Source organism: Vibrio fujianensis, from assembly GCF_002749895.1.
GTDB classification, from domain to species: domain Bacteria; phylum Pseudomonadota; class Gammaproteobacteria; order Enterobacterales; family Vibrionaceae; genus Vibrio; species Vibrio fujianensis.
Window position 1 is genome coordinate 14,474 of the sequence record NZ_NBUS01000037.1, and the last position, 15,672, is coordinate 30,145.

The 15,672-nt window shown below is 44.5% G+C and carries 11 protein-coding genes; 7 read left to right on the top strand and 4 right to left on the bottom strand.

Annotated features, from left to right (window positions below; translation table 11 throughout):
• The coding region (locus B7C60_RS17675; protein ID WP_245868472.1) for an LptF/LptG family permease at nt 1–243 on the bottom strand (243 nt) is incomplete at its 3' end.
• Between the two features lie 3 nt (nt 244–246).
• A complete protein-coding gene (gene lptF, locus B7C60_RS03170; RefSeq protein ID WP_099610404.1) occupies nt 247–1,350 on the bottom strand; it encodes an LPS export ABC transporter permease LptF in 1,104 nt (367 codons plus the stop codon).
• Nucleotides 1,351–1,542: 192 nt separating this feature from the next.
• On the opposite strand from lptF, the gene pepA reads away from it, so the two are divergent.
• The 3 genes from pepA to B7C60_RS03185 all read left to right on the top strand — a co-directional run bounded on the left by pepA (nt 1,543) and on the right by B7C60_RS03185 (nt 6,513).
• Nucleotides 1,543–3,051: a leucyl aminopeptidase gene (gene pepA / locus B7C60_RS03175; protein ID WP_099610405.1), complete on the top strand. Its 1,509-nt coding sequence runs from the start codon at nt 1,543–1,545 to the stop codon at nt 3,049–3,051.
• 51 nt (nt 3,052–3,102) lie between these two features.
• The gene (locus B7C60_RS03180) at nt 3,103–3,552 is read left to right on the top strand and encodes a DNA polymerase III subunit chi (protein WP_099610406.1); all 450 of its coding nucleotides are present in this window, start codon (nt 3,103–3,105) and stop codon (nt 3,550–3,552) included.
• 99 nt (nt 3,553–3,651) lie between these two features.
• On the top strand, nt 3,652–6,513 hold the full coding sequence (locus B7C60_RS03185) for a valine--tRNA ligase (protein ID WP_099610407.1): 2,862 nt from the start codon (nt 3,652–3,654) through the stop codon (nt 6,511–6,513).
• Between the two features lie 112 nt (nt 6,514–6,625).
• Here B7C60_RS03185 and rluA read toward each other — a convergent pair whose 3' ends face one another.
• A complete protein-coding gene (rluA, locus tag B7C60_RS03190) occupies nt 6,626–7,363 on the bottom strand; it encodes a bifunctional tRNA pseudouridine(32) synthase/23S rRNA pseudouridine(746) synthase RluA (protein ID WP_099610408.1) in 738 nt (245 codons plus the stop codon).
• Nucleotides 7,364–7,796: 433 nt separating this feature from the next.
• Between rluA and B7C60_RS03195 the strand changes: the two genes are divergently transcribed.
• Complete coding sequence (locus B7C60_RS03195) at nt 7,797–9,068, top strand: Nramp family divalent metal transporter (protein WP_099610409.1); 1,272 nt, start codon at nt 7,797–7,799, stop codon at nt 9,066–9,068.
• A 71-nt stretch (nt 9,069–9,139) separates the two neighbouring features.
• Here B7C60_RS03195 and rapA read toward each other — a convergent pair whose 3' ends face one another.
• A complete protein-coding gene (gene rapA, locus B7C60_RS03200; RefSeq protein WP_099610410.1) occupies nt 9,140–12,049 on the bottom strand; it encodes an RNA polymerase-associated protein RapA in 2,910 nt (969 codons plus the stop codon).
• A gap of 265 nt (nt 12,050–12,314) precedes the next feature.
• Here rapA and B7C60_RS03205 point away from each other — a divergent pair, with 265 nt between their 5' ends.
• From B7C60_RS03205 to pyrB, 3 genes are all read left to right on the top strand, one after another.
• The gene (locus tag B7C60_RS03205; protein WP_099610411.1) at nt 12,315–13,691 is read left to right on the top strand and encodes a PhoH family protein; all 1,377 of its coding nucleotides are present in this window, start codon (nt 12,315–12,317) and stop codon (nt 13,689–13,691) included.
• 118 nt (nt 13,692–13,809) lie between these two features.
• On the top strand, nt 13,810–14,814 hold the full coding sequence (locus B7C60_RS03210; RefSeq protein WP_099610412.1) for an ornithine carbamoyltransferase: 1,005 nt from the start codon (nt 13,810–13,812) through the stop codon (nt 14,812–14,814).
• 279 nt (nt 14,815–15,093) lie between these two features.
• Nucleotides 15,094–15,672 (top strand): aspartate carbamoyltransferase (pyrB, locus tag B7C60_RS17680; protein WP_245868474.1); only part of this gene is annotated, 579 nt, incomplete at its 3' end.

The window sequence follows — 15,672 nt, forward strand, 5'->3', positions numbered from 1 at the left end:
TAATGCGCCCAAGCCTATCAACGCCCCCAACAGTGCCGCCATAGGGAAAAACATCTCTATATCTCTTGGCACACTTAGCACAACAAATAATAAAGCTTGTAGCAGATCGTAAGTCCCATCACCCACTTTTCTGAGCTGTTCGACATATTTAATGATGCCGGACAAGCCAACGAAGGTCACCAAAACCAATGTTGTGGTGGCAATAATGGTTCTACCGATATACCAATCCAATATTTTAAACACCCGTTAAGCCACCTTTCTCTTTTGTTTTAATCTATCTTTGAGCCTTCTCACTATCACACTATCTAGTGTGTTCGCAATGATAGCGGCGAACAGCAATGCGGCATTAATTGGCCACATGCCGACCGCAACCGGAATGGAACCATCTTCTAATGCCGATTTTGTTGCACTAATTGCTAAGAAATAGGTGAGATAAATAAGAATAGCGGGCCCCATTTTGGCAAAACGTCCTTGCCTTGGATTGACTGAAGATAAAGGCACGACCAACATGGTCAGTAACGGAATACAAACAACTAAAGAAATTCGCCATTGTAGCTCAGCCTGAGCGCGTTGATCGGCATTACGAATTAAATCTAGGGTCGGAATTTCTTCCCAATCTCGCCCCTTACTTTTCACTTCGCGTTGACCGATTAACCCTTCATATTGTTCAAAACGAGTAATCATATAATCGACTCGATTCGGCACGCCTTCATAACGCACCCCATTATGCATGGTAATCACTTGTCGGCCATCACTGAGCTCTTGGACATCACCAGAGTCGGAAAACATCACACTCGGTAAAATGGACTGACGTGGCGAAAGTTGAGCGACAAACACATTACTTAGTTTTTTATTTTCTATATTATCAATAAAAACGACCGACGACCCATCTGGCGAACGCTGAAATTGGCCTTTTTGTAATAGATCGACACTATTTTCCGCCGCAAGCTGCTCAATTAATTGCGCTTCTTTGTTTTGACTCCAAGGCGATAACCAAAAAGCGTTAAATGCAGCAACACTCGAGGTAATGATCGCCAAATACAGCGCAGCTCGGATTAAAAACTTGTTACCAATCCCTGTCGCATTCATCACCGTAATTTCACTTTCGGCATAGAGACGTCCGAAAGTTAATAGAATACCAATGTACAAGCTCAGCGGTAGCATCAGCAGCCCCATGGCTGGCATATTTAAACCGACAATGGATAAAATCATCCGCGCAGGAATTTCACCGTCCGAAGCATCAGCCAGAACTCGGATAAATTTTTGGCTTAAAAACACCAAAAAAAGGACGAAAAAAATCGCAAATTGGCTTTTTAGTGTCTCTCGGATCAAATATCTAACAATAATCACGCTGAAATAACCTATGCAAAACTTGTTTTTTTGATTGAATCACTATAATTTCCTGTTGAACTGTTTGTTTTTTTAAATTTTCACTATTTGTTAGAACACCAACACTCAAAGGCGATTCCCAAAAGGATTCATCAAGTAAGAATGCATTATCTAACATTTAGTTCTATTTGTCTTTAAGATGTAGGAGTACGCATGGAGTTCAGTGTTAAAAGTGGTAGCCCTGAAAAACAACGTAGTGCATGTATCGTTGTTGGAGTCTTTGAACCGCGCCGCCTTTCTCCAGTAGCAGAGCAACTTGATAAAATCAGTGATGGTTACCTAAGTTCACTACTTCGTCGAGGTGATCTCGAAGGAAAACCGGGGCAGATGCTACTGCTGCATCAAGTACCCGGCGTGCTTTCAGAGCGAGTATTGCTGGTCGGGTGCGGTAAAGAACGTGAGTTAGGTGAACGTCAATATAAAGAGATCATTCAGAAAACGATCAGCACACTTAACGAAACTGGCTCAATGGAAGCGGTCTGCTTTTTAACCGAGTTACATGTTAAAGGACGTGACACTTATTGGAAAGTTCGCCAAGCCATAGAGGCGACCAAAGACGGTTTATACACCTTTGATCAGTTCAAGAGTGTTAAGCCAGAAACTCGCCGTCCACTGCGTAAATTGGTTTTCAATGTGCCAACCCGACGAGAACTCAGCTTAGGTGAGCGTGCCATTAATCATGGTTTAGCCATTGCTTCTGGCGTTAAAGCCTGTAAAGACTTAGGCAATATGCCACCGAACATCGCCAATCCAGCTTATCTTGCCTCTCAAGCTCGTCGCTTAGCTGATGATTATGCGACGGTGACCAGCAAAATTATTGGCGAAGAAGAGATGGAAAAACTGGGCATGACCTCCTACCTTGCTGTTGGTCGTGGGTCTAAAAATGAATCGATGATGTCGATCATTGAGTACAAAGGGCATCCAGATCCTGATGCCAAACCTATCGTCTTAGTCGGTAAAGGGCTGACTTTCGACTCCGGGGGTATTTCATTAAAACCGGGTGAAGGGATGGATGAAATGAAATACGACATGTGTGGAGCCGCATCGGTCTTTGGCACCATGAAAGCATTGGCGAAATTAAATCTGCCTCTGAATGTCGTGGGTGTACTGGCTGGATGTGAGAATATGCCGGGAAGTCAGGCTTACCGTCCGGGTGATATCCTAACGACCATGTCAGGACAAACAGTCGAGGTTCTTAATACCGATGCAGAGGGCCGACTTGTGCTATGCGATGCACTGACCTACGTCGAACGCTTTGAACCAGACTGTGTGGTGGATATCGCCACCTTAACTGGCGCTTGTGTTATCGCACTGGGTCACCATATTAGTGGTGTGATGGCCAATCACAATCCGTTAGCTCATGAGTTAGTTAATGCCTCCGAACAAGCCAGTGATCGTGCATGGCGCTTGCCACTCACAGACGAGTACCATGAACAGCTAAAAAGCCCTTTTGCTGATATGGCAAATATCGGGGGAAGGCCAGGAGGAGCTATCACTGCCGGTTGTTTCTTGGCTAAATTTACTAAAAAATATAACTGGGCACATCTTGATATTGCAGGCACGGCTTGGAAGTCTGGCGTCGCGAAAGGTTCAACAGGACGTCCCGTCTCTATGTTAGTTCAGTTCCTACTCAATCGCTGTGGTCAAGAGACAGAGGAATAAACCTCATACTAAAAGGGCCAATTGGCCCTTTTTATCATCTGAGTAACTCTTATGACAACCGCTACCTTCTATCTCATTTCTGCCGATAGCCCGCAAGCAACGCCAACAGGGTTTAAAGACTATGTGGTTTATCTCGCACAATATTTTGCTCGGCAAGGAGCAAAAATCTATATACAGTGTCGTGATAAAAAGCAGGCAGAACAACTTGCTGAACAATTTTGGCAAGTCAAACCTGAGGATTTTCTTGCACATAATTTAGTTGGTGAAGGGCCCAAATATGGAACTCATATTGAAATTGGCTACCCAGAAGTCCGCCCTTCTCGTAATCGACAACTGGTAATAAATTTGGCCGATAATCATACAACCTTTGCGAACGCCTTCACAGAGGTGGTAGACTTCGTTCCTAGTGAAGAAAAAGCCAAGCAACAAGCTCGAGAACGGTATAAACAATACCGCCAAGCAGGATACCAACTGCAAACCATCGAGATAAATTACCCTTGAATCATTTATCCTTATAGTTAAGCTCTCTTACTTACCGAGAGAGAACTCACTTATAGTGATAAACTCAATTAACCATCAAAGTATCCATTTAAGAGCACTATGGAAAAGACATATAACCCAACATCCATCGAACAAGATCTATATCAGACTTGGGAAAAGCAAGGCTACTTTAAGCCTCACGGCGATACAAGCAACGACGCGTACAGCATCATGATTCCACCGCCAAACGTCACTGGTAGCCTACATATGGGGCACGCATTCCAAGACACCATCATGGATACCTTGATTCGCTGCCAGCGTATGAAAGGCAAAAATACCTTATGGCAAGTCGGTACCGACCATGCAGGAATTGCAACACAAATGGTTGTTGAACGTAAAATTGCCGCAGAAGAAGGGAAAACCAAACACGATTACGGTCGAGATGCCTTTATCGATAAAATTTGGGAATGGAAAAAAGAATCCGGTGGCACAATCACCCAACAATTACGTCGGCTCGGTGCCTCTGTTGACTGGGATCGCGAGCGCTTCACCATGGATGATGGTTTTTATAAAGCAGTACAAGAAGTGTTTGTGCGCCTTTATAAAGAAGATTTGATCTATCGCGGCAAACGATTAGTCAACTGGGATCCTAAACTGCATACCGCCATTTCTGATCTTGAAGTAGAAAACAAAGACACCAAAGGCCATATGTGGCATTTCCGCTATCCATTAGCCGATGGTGCAAAAACCGCCGAGGGCAAAGACTATATCGTGGTTGCGACCACGCGCCCAGAAACCATGCTTGGTGATACTGGCGTTGCCGTAAATCCAGAAGATCCTCGCTATCGCGATCTGATTAGTAAAGCGATCATTCTGCCTATCGTGGGTCGTCGTATTCCTATTGTCGGCGATGAACATGCCGATATGGAGAAAGGCACTGGCTGTGTGAAAATTACCCCAGCGCACGATTTCAACGACTATGAAGTTGGTAAGCGCCATCAGCTCCCCATGATCAACATTCTAACCCTTGATGCGAACATCCGTGATGCAGCCGAAGTTTTTAACTCAAACGGCGAAGCAAGTCATGCTTATAGCACAGAAATCCCAGCAAAATATCAAGGTATGGAACGTTTTGCTGCGCGTAAAGCGATCGTCGCTGAATTTGAAGCGTTAGGTCTTTTGGAAGAAATCAAAGATCACGATTTAACCGTTCCTTACGGTGATCGTGGTGGCGTTGTGATTGAACCAATGCTGACCGACCAATGGTACGTGCGTACAGCACCTCTAGCAAAACCAGCGGTTGAAGCCGTTGAAAATGGTGATATCCAGTTTGTTCCAAAGCAATATGAAAATATGTATTTTGCTTGGATGCGAGACGTACAAGATTGGTGCATCTCTCGCCAATTATGGTGGGGGCACCGTATCCCGGCTTGGTATGACGAGCAAGGCAATGTATTTGTCGGTCGTAACGAAGCTGAAGTCCGGGCAGAAAACAATCTGGCAGCGGATGTGGTACTGCGTCAAGATGATGACGTGCTGGATACTTGGTTCTCTTCCGCTTTGTGGACTTTTGGTACACAAGGGTGGCCGGAAAATACAGAAGCACTGAAGACATTCCATCCATCAGATGTATTGGTGTCTGGTTTCGACATTATCTTCTTCTGGGTGGCGCGCATGATCATGATGACGCTGCATTTTGTCAAAGATGAAAATGGCAAACCTCAGGTGCCTTTTAAGACCGTGTATATGACAGGCCTGATTCGCGATGAAAATGGCGATAAGATGTCAAAATCAAAAGGTAACGTACTCGATCCAATCGATATGATTGATGGCATTGATCTCGAATCGCTAGTCGCTAAACGCACTGGAAACATGATGCAACCTCAGCTGGCTGCAAAAATAGAGGAAAATACCCGTAAAACATTCGAAAATGGTATTGAAGCATATGGCACCGATGCTTTGCGTTTCACACTTGCAGCCATGGCTTCAACGGGCCGTGATATCAACTGGGACATGAAACGCTTAGAAGGCTACCGTAATTTCTGTAACAAGCTGTGGAACGCGAGTCGCTATGTTTTGATGAACACTCAAGAGCAAGATTGCGGCTTTGCCGCTGGTGCTGAGCTTGAATATTCATTGGCTGATAAATGGATCGAGTCACAATTCGAATTGGCTGCTCAAGAGTTCAATAATCACATTGATAACTACCGGCTAGATATGGCAGCTAATACGCTGTATGAGTTTATCTGGAACCAATTCTGTGACTGGTATTTAGAGCTGACTAAACCGATCCTTTGGAAAGGCAGTGAAGCGCAACAACGAGCCACTCGTCGCACCTTGATTACCGTACTAGAAAAAACGCTACGCTTGGCACACCCTGTTATCCCTTACATCACAGAAACGATTTGGCAAAGTGTTAAACCTATCGTCGAAGGGGTCGAAGGTGACACCATCATGCTGCAAACACTGCCACAATATAATGATGCGAACTTCCATCAAGAAGCTCTGAATGATATTGAGTGGGTAAAAGCCTTTATCACCAGCATTCGTAACTTGCGAGCGGAATATGACATTAATCCGGGTAAACCATTGGAAGTAATGCTTAAAGCTGCCAATGAACAAGACGCCGCTCGCCTTGCAGCGAATCAACCAGTACTGATAGCTCTAGCTAAGTTAGAAAGCGTTCGCGTGCTGACCGACGAAGAAATCACTCCAGCCTGTGCGACCGCCTTAGTCGGTAAATCAGAGTTGATGATTCCCATGGCTGGCTTGATTGATAAAGAAGCTGAGCTGGAACGTTTAAGTAAAGAAATCGCAAAAACGGAAGGGGAAATTAAACGTATCGAAGGCAAATTGGGTAACCAAGGCTTCGTCGCTAAAGCTCCTGAAGCGGTTGTGGCCAAAGAGCGTGAAAAACTCGAAGGCTATCAAGAAACGCTAGTAAAATTAGCTGAGCAAAAAGCAACTATTGCCGCACTTTAATCAACGGTATAGTCACTCATCATCATTATAAGGCAGCGATTCGCTGCCTTATTGCTTGCTGCCGATAAAACTAAACGGTGACGCGACTCACCAACGATAAATCCGCTTCACATTATGGTCGAGGAAGCGTTTTATAGTCTGGTAATTTTCGCTCAGGATCAAAGTGGTGCAAAATTTCTTCCTGAGCCTCAGGATAAAAATCACAAGGTACGAACAGAGTACGTAGCCAATGACTGCGCGGATGATAAAAACTGAGCTCTGCTGCATGTAGTTGTAAACGATTAGCAAAAGCTAACGCTTCAGGAGAAGCATAAAACTCATCGCCGACAATAGGATGACCAATCGCAAGTAGATGTACGCGAAGTTGATGTGAGCGCCCTGTGATCGGAAATAAGCGCACAATGCTTGTTTGCTCTTCTTGTTTGACGACCTGATAAAGGGTTGTTGAGGCTTTGCCGTGCTCAAAACAAACTTTTTGTTTCGGACGATTAGGCCAGTCACAAATCAATGGCAGCTCGATGACCCCTTGCGACTGCTCGATATATCCCCATACCCGCGCGTAATACACTTTATGGGTTAAGCGATATTGAAACTGCTTTTTTAACGCCGCTTCCATGTATTTATTTTTGGCAAATAACATTAATCCTGATGTCGACATATCGAGTCGATGAACCACTTGAATCTCAGGGTAACGCTCCACTAAGCGGCTCCACATGCTGTCGTAATGTTCTGCATGCTTACCCGGAACCGAAAGCAGCCCTGACGGCTTATTGACCGCTAAAATATAGTCATCTTCGTACACGACATCAATCCACGGTTCAGTTGGTGGATGATACTCAGTCATTGCCATCAATTACATCTCATTTACTCAAAACGCTGCATTATATACCCAAAACTGACAAAGTTGCAGCGCCATCAAGCTCAGCATAAATCGGTATTTTTGCCTTATTTTCACGACGAATGATACTGAGCATAGAAGCGATGGAGCCGTTCAATTGAGATGATAAAGCTCGGCATCACCGTCCAATTTGAATGACAACAATGTAAATAATGATTGACAGACTAATTAGAAGTGATATTAATCATGGGTATTGACAATAAAGAACACCAAAGACAGTTGTCTCGTTTTTCGCATAATAACAACCCACACAACGATGAATACCGCTATTGAAAGAAATCACCGTAATTGGCCTCGATTACCGGCTTATTAAGATGCACTAGACCAATCGGTTTAAACATCAGCAACATCGAGTATCAATAGCTCAGATATATAAGGAACAAGCATGGAAAACACCGTCCCTTACTCATCCTCGGCCAAGCTTTCTTTCGCTCAGCTGATTCGGGCACTTGGCCCTGGCATTATGATGGCAGCTGCTGCGGTAGGCGGGTCACATCTGGTTGCCTCAACTAAAGCGGGGGCTATCTATGGCTGGCAGTTGGCGGCTTTGATCTTACTGGTTAATCTCTTTAAGTACCCCTTCTTTAAAGCCAGTGTGCAATACACCATGGGAACCGGGAATAGTCTCGTCGAAGGTTATGCGAAACTCGGTAAACCTTACCTATGGATTTTTGCCATTCTCAGCGTCTTCTCTGGCATCGTCAATACCGCAGCACTGCTGATGTTCAGTGCCAGTTTACTGGGATACTTTATTCCTTTTCAGTTATCTATGCCGACACTCAGTGCGCTGATTCTCATCACTTGTTTGGTGATTCTATTGACGGGACACTATCGAGCATTAGATCTGTTGTCCAAAACCATTATGGCGGTGCTCACTCTTGCGACATTAACAGCAGTATTCATTGCAGCAACCAACCCTGCGCCTGTTACCATGGCAACACAAGCACCTTCCCCTTGGAATATTGCCGCCATCGGTTTTATTGTTGTCACCATGGGATGGATGCCAGCCCCCATTGAAATTTCTAGTCTCACTTCAATGTGGTTAAAAAGTCAGTGCAAACAACGATCCGTTACCCCTCAATCCGCCTTATTTGATTTCAATGTCGGCTACATAGGGACAGCCATTTTAGCGATTGTCTTTCTTGCATTGGGCAGCTTAGTGCTGCATGGCACCGGTGTCGAATTATCTAAATCCGGAGTCGGATTTTCTCATCAATTGGTTGGATTGTATGCCTCGACCATTGGTGAATGGTCAAGATACTTGATTGCTGTCATCGCTTTTTTCTGTATTTTTGGCAGTACCATTACCGTGATTGATGGCTATTCCCGAGTGATTGCTGAATCTCAACGGCTCCTAAGCCATCAAGCACAACCATCCCCACGAGTTTTTCAGTCATGGATGTTTGTGGTTTCAGCATTAGCCTTAGCGATCATTATCTTCTGGGCATCCGCATTAATGCCAATGCTAGACTTTGCCATGGTGATGGCTTTTATGACCACTCCGATTTTTGCGCTGCTAAATTATGTTCTGGTCACCCGAACACCGCTGCCTAAAGCACTACAAGTTGGGCCAAAATTAAAAGCCTTATCTCTTGTTGGATTACTCTATTTATTCGGCTTCTTAGCACTATTTATTTGGTGGAAATGGTTAATGTAACTAACCATGTTGTTCGGCTATCGAAAATAAAGGCCTTCATTTTGAAGGCCTTTATTACAAATAATCATTGATTAGTTATGAGTGACGACGATCAACCGTAGCGAATCTAACTGATATTGCGCTTGGGAAATATAGCCTGTTAATAATGTAATTTGCTCCTCCAAGACGCTAATTTCTTCGTCTCGAATATTAGGATTGACCGCTTTCAAAGCCAACAACCGCTGCAACTCTGCATTCAGGCTATGCTGCATCTCATTTTCAGCCCGCTCACGAATCGCCATGACTTTTTCGCTGACCAATAGGTCACTTTCGGTGATCAAACGGTGAATTTCCGCTTGTACTGAGCTGACTAATTTGCTCGCTAAATGACGATTCACGGGGCTTAGTTGGCGATTAAATGCTTCAAAATCTACTTGCGAAGATAAATCGTGACCACGTGCATCTAGCAACATGCGGATCGGAGTCGGCGGTAAAAACCGGCTGATACCACTACTTTTCGGTGCTTGAGCGTCAACCAAATAAACCATTTCTAACAAAATGGTTCCTACAGGGAGTGCTTTATTTTTCAGTAACGATACCGCACAAACGCCGACACCTTCACTCATCAGTAAGTCAATTCCCCCTTGGATCATCGGGTGTTCCCAACTGATAAAGTGCATATCCTCCCGCGCAAGAGCGGTATTTCGATCAAAGGTAATTGTCGCACCTTCATAAGGTAGACCAGGATAACTAGGCACCATCATATGCTCAGAAGGCGTCACTACTAGCGCATTTTCACCACGATCATCTTGGTTAAGGCCAATCGTATCAAATAGACTCAAGGCAAAAGTGACTAAGTTGGTATCACCATCTGTCTCGGCAATAGACTGGGCGATTTGCTGTGCTTTTTCACCCCCATTGGAATGCATTTCTAACAGTCGGTCACGCCCTTGCTCTAGTTGGCTTTTTAATAATTTATTCAGTTTTGCTGACTCGTCAATCACCGCATCCAGTTCACTACTCTCTCTGCTCGCCAGCATGGCGATCAAACGTTCAGCAAATTGGTCATACACTGCGCGTCCTGTTGGGCAGGTTTCAGCAAAAGCATTCAAGCCTTCATGGTACCAACGGGCTAGAATCGCTTGCGATGTCCCCTGCAAGTAAGGGACATAAATATCAATATCATTGTGTTGCCCAATTCGATCCAAGCGGCCAATACGTTGTTCAAGTAGATCTGGGTTAAATGGTAAATCAAACATCACCAACTGATGCGCGAATTGGAAGTTTCGCCCCTCCGATCCAATTTCACTACAAATAAGAACCTGCGCCCCCCCTTCTTCCTGAGCAAAATAGGCCGCTGCTTTGTCCCGTTCTAAGATTGACATACCTTCATGGAAGACTGTTGCCCGAATGCCTTCCCGTTCACGCAGCGCTTGCTCTAGCTGCAAAGCCGTGCTTGCCCTTGAAGCTATCACTAAAATCTTTTCACCGCGCTTCGATTTTACCTTTTCAATCAACCAGTTAACACGAGAGTCAAACTGCCACCAACTCGCATCATCCCCTTCAAACTCTTGGAAGATCTCTTCTGGGTAAAGCATTTTCATGGCCCGAGCCTCAGGGCTTAACTTACCGCCAATCATGCCTGCGACTCGCATAGATGTACTGTACTGTTCAGGAATCACCATCGGTAATAAATGGACATTGCGTACTGGAAACCCTTTGATAGCAGCTCGAGTATTTCTAAATAACACCCGCCCGGTACCGTGGCGGTCCATCAAGTTACTGATTAATTCATCTCGAGCGGCCCTCTTTTCCAAGTCATCTGCTTGACTTTCCAAGACATTTAGCAATGGCTCGATATCTTGCTCACTCAGTAACTCACCAATTTGATTCTTCGCTTCATTACTCAAAGCCATACCAGAAAATAATGCACTCACCGCATCAGCGACTGGCGCATATTGTTCTTCTTCTTTAATGAAAGCATCATAATCATAGAATCGGTCAGCATCGAGTAAACGTAAACGAGCGAAATGGCTTTCTCGCCCCAATTGTTCAGGCGTTGCCGTTAACAATAAGACGGCAGGGGTACGTTCAGCCAATGCCTCAATCACTTGATATGCACGGCTGGGTTTATCTTGGCTCCACTGCAAATGGTGGGCTTCATCCACCACCAGTAGATCCCAATCTGCATCTAATGCTTGCTCAAAGCGTTGTCGACGTTTGCGCAGAAAATCAAGTGAACAGAGTACATATTGCTGGGTATCAAACGGATTATCCGCTTCGCTAATGGCTTCTTCGCAACGCTCTTCATCAAATACCGAAAAGTGCAAGTTAAACCGGCGTAACATTTCCACTAGCCATTGGTGCTGAAGGGTTTCAGGCACCACAATTAAAATTCGCTCAGCCCGTCCAGATAACACTTGCTGATGAATGATCATGCCCGCTTCAATGGTTTTACCTAAGCCAACTTCATCGGCTAATAATACTCGTGGGGCGTAACGACGCCCGACTTCATGGGCAATATATAATTGATGAGGGATCAAACCAGCACGCATACCACATAAACCTCGCATTGGGCTTTTATGCTGTTGATATTGATTGCTTAACGCTCGGTAACGTAAAACAAAGTTGTCCATCCGATCAATTTGACCGGCAAACAACTTATCTTGAGGCTTGTTAAAACGAATTTGGTTACTCAGGAAAATTTCCCGAAGTGCGATGCCCGATTCTTGCGTGTCTTCGCGGGTTCCTAGGTAAGTGAATACACCTTGCTCTTCGACGACTTGCTCAACATGCAGTGACCATCCTTCTTGGCTATCAATGGTATCTCCTACATTAAATGTCACTCGTGTCACTGGCGCATCATGCCGAGCATAGACTCGGTTTTCTTCTGATGCAGCAAACATTAACGTCACCGTGCGAGCATCCATGCCGACCACAGTGCCTAAACCTAAATCACTTTCCGTATCACTTATCCAGCGTTGCCCCAAAGCAAAAGTCATTAATCGACTACCTCATCAATTTGGATTAGACATAAAGTTATTGAGAACTCTGCGCCTTGTACAAAAAAGTCTAATCGCTCTATTATTCCGGCGCAGAAAAAGACCGCTAATCTTACTTGAAGCTATGAAGTAGGTCACGTTCATTCCCTGCTTTTTTTCCTAGCCTCTTCACTGACATCAAATCGTCATATTTCTATGTCATGAGTGAAGAAGAACTTCGCGATGCTTTGTCAAATGATAGCCACTGAGTAGCAAGGAGACGCTTATGGGCGATAACAACCGGAAACTGTTTGTACTAGATACCAATATTCTACTTCATGAACCACTCGCTATATACTCCTTCCAAGAACATGATGTGGTCATTCCAATGACCGTACTCGAAGAACTTGACCGAATTAAAGACAGTAAACGCGACGTCGCTCGCGATGCCCGAATCGCGATTCGAGCGTTAGAAACGGTGTTTCATGATGCAACCCCTGATGCGATTTCCGATGGAATCCCACTAACGCAACAGGGTCTGCAAGGGGGCACGATTGCTATCTTAGCCGACTACGATGTCCATGAAACCATCAAAGCATTTACCGATAAAGAAGGCGATAATCGAATTCTCAATGCGGTACTACACCTACAAAACAAGCGCGCGCCTCGTGCTGTCGTACTGATCACCAAAGACATCAACATGCGCTTACGGGCAAAGGGGGCCGGGGTACGTTTTGTAGAAGATTACCGCACCGATCAATTGATTGATGACGTGCAATACCTCACCAAGGGGTTTCAAACTCGTCCTGGTAATTTCTGGGCTGGGGTGGAAAATGTCGAAAGTTATACTTTAACTGGCAAAACGTTCCACAAGCTCGCTCGTCAACCTTTCGAACCCACTTATTTAAACCAATATGTTCTCGATGAAGAAAGTGACTTTGCCGCTCGAGTCGAGCATGTAACACCAGACTCGGTCACCCTGCGCGATCTCAGTCGAGAACGGATGATGCATCGCAAAGTATGGGACATCACACCCAAAAATATTTATCAAGCGATGGCGCTCGATGCTTTGCTGGATCCCGATATTGATTTAGTGATTCTCACCGGAGCAGCCGGGAGTGGTAAAACATTATTAGCCATGGCGGCGGCTTTAGAACAAACCATCGAACGAAAACAGTTCGACAAAATCATTGTCACGCGCAACACCCCTGATATTGGAGAATCCATCGGTTTTTTACCGGGTAGCGAAGAAGAAAAAATGATGCCTTGGCTCGCCGCCATTACCGATACTCTAGAAGCGCTACATAAACACGATCACTGTACGGAAAGTTCACTCAAATACATCTGCGATAAAGCCAATATTCAGTTTAAGTCGATTAACTTTATGCGCGGCCGATCGATTCAAAATGCTTTTGTGTTACTCGACGAGTGTCAAAACCTTACCGCTTCACAAATCAAAACCATTATTACTCGCTGCGGTGAAGGCACCAAAATAGTCTGCTCGGGTAACTTAGCGCAAATTGATTCTCACTATCTCACTCCAGTCACCTCAGGGCTCACTTACATGGTTGAGCGGTTCAAAAACTTTGAAGGCAGTGCCAACATCCACCTTAATGGGGTGGTGCGTAGCCGATTAGCTCAATTTGCTGAAGAGAATTTATAATCAATCATGGTGAGTTAATCAGTTGACTCACCATAAAATAAAAAAAATAACTATTCACTTTATGTGTATTTTTATGCTTTACTGGTCTCTCTATTGATTGACGACTAAAGGACTGGGTATGGCTTTTAATTTACATCACCGTAATTTTCTTAAACTCTTGGATTTTACCACCAAAGAAATCCAGTTTCTGTTAGATCTCTCTGCCGAATTAAAAAAAGCAAAGTATGCAGGAACTGAACAGCAAAAATTATTGGGTAAAAATATCGCCCTGATTTTTGAAAAATCCTCGACAAGAACTCGCTGTGCATTTGAAGTTGCCGCGTTTGATCAAGGTGCTCAAGTCACGTACCTTGGGCCATCCGGCTCACAAATTGGTCATAAAGAGTCGATGAAAGATACCGCTCGTGTCCTTGGCCGAATGTATGATGGTATTGAGTATCGTGGCTATGGACAAAGCATTGTTGAAGAACTTGGCCAATACGCTGGTGTACCGGTTTGGAATGGATTGACGGATGAATTTCATCCGACTCAAATCTTAGCTGACTTCCTAACGATGCAAGAATACTCTTCCGGCAAACCGTTGAACCAAGTCAGCTTGGCCTACCTTGGTGATGCTCGTAATAATATGGGAAATTCATTGATGGTAGGGGCAGCTAAAATGGGGATGGATATCCGTTTAGTGGCACCCAAAGCTTTCTGGCCTGAAGCTCAATTAGTCGAGACCTGTCAAACCATTGCAAATACAACAGGGGCAAAAATTACGTTAACCGAAGACATCACACAAGGAGTTACTGGGTGTGATTTCCTCTATACCGATGTATGGGTGTCAATGGGAGAAGATGCCGCAGCTTGGGATGAGCGAGTGGCTTTAATGAAGCCATATCAAATTAATATGGACGTTATCCAAGCCACCGGTAACCCTCAAGTTAAATTTATGCACTGCTTACCCGCTTTTCACAATGATGAAACCACCGTAGGTCAGCAAATCGCAGAAAAATATGACATGAATGGTTTAGAGGTCACAGAAGAGGTCTTTGAATCCGATTACTCGATTGTTTTTGATCAAGCAGAGAATCGGCTGCATACCATCAAAGCGGTCATGGTTGCTACACTAGGCGCATAACACAATACTAACGAGACAAAGTACCAACGAGACACAGTACCAACGAGCAAAAACTCAAGCAAACGCTTGCCTTGGTCAAAGTTCAGCGTATAATGCGCAGCAATTTGTCTGAGGGGTAGCCAATGAAAAGAAGCCACATTGTTCATGTTGCTAAGATTCATTTCAGAGAGCAAGTATGCTTACTCTGTATGGCGTTATTTCCCCCTTATTAGATATGACATAGCCTCCCAGATCGGGAGGCTTTTTTATGGCTGAAAGAAAAATATAGGGAAGAAGATCATGGCGAATTCGCTTTACCAAAAGCACATTATCTCCATTTCTGAGCTTTCACGAGCAGAGCTGGAATTAATTGTTAAAACCGCAAGTCAGTTGAAAGCAGAGCCAAAACCGGAGCTGATAAAAAATAAAGTCGTCGCAAGCTGCTTCTTTGAACCGTCTACCCGCACTCGCCTCTCATTTGAAACCGCAATTCAACGCATTGGTGGCAGTGTCATTGGCTTTGATAGTGCTGGTAATACCTCGCTAGCCAAAAAAGGAGAAACGCTTGCCGACTCCGTTCAAGTGATCACCACTTATGTTGATGCCTTTGTAATTCGTCATCCACAAGAAGGCGCGGCGCGCTTGGCTGCCGAATTTTCTCATGGTGTCCCTGTTATTAATGCAGGCGATGGTTCTAATCAGCATCCCACACAAACGTTGCTTGATCTTTTTACTTTATTTGAAACCCAAGGTCGATTAGATAACCTCAATATCGCCTTTGTCGGGGATCTAAAATATGGCCGTACCGTTCATTCTTTAACTCAAGCTTTAGCTAAATTTGATAATAACCGTTTCTTCTTCATTGCTCCTGAAGCACTA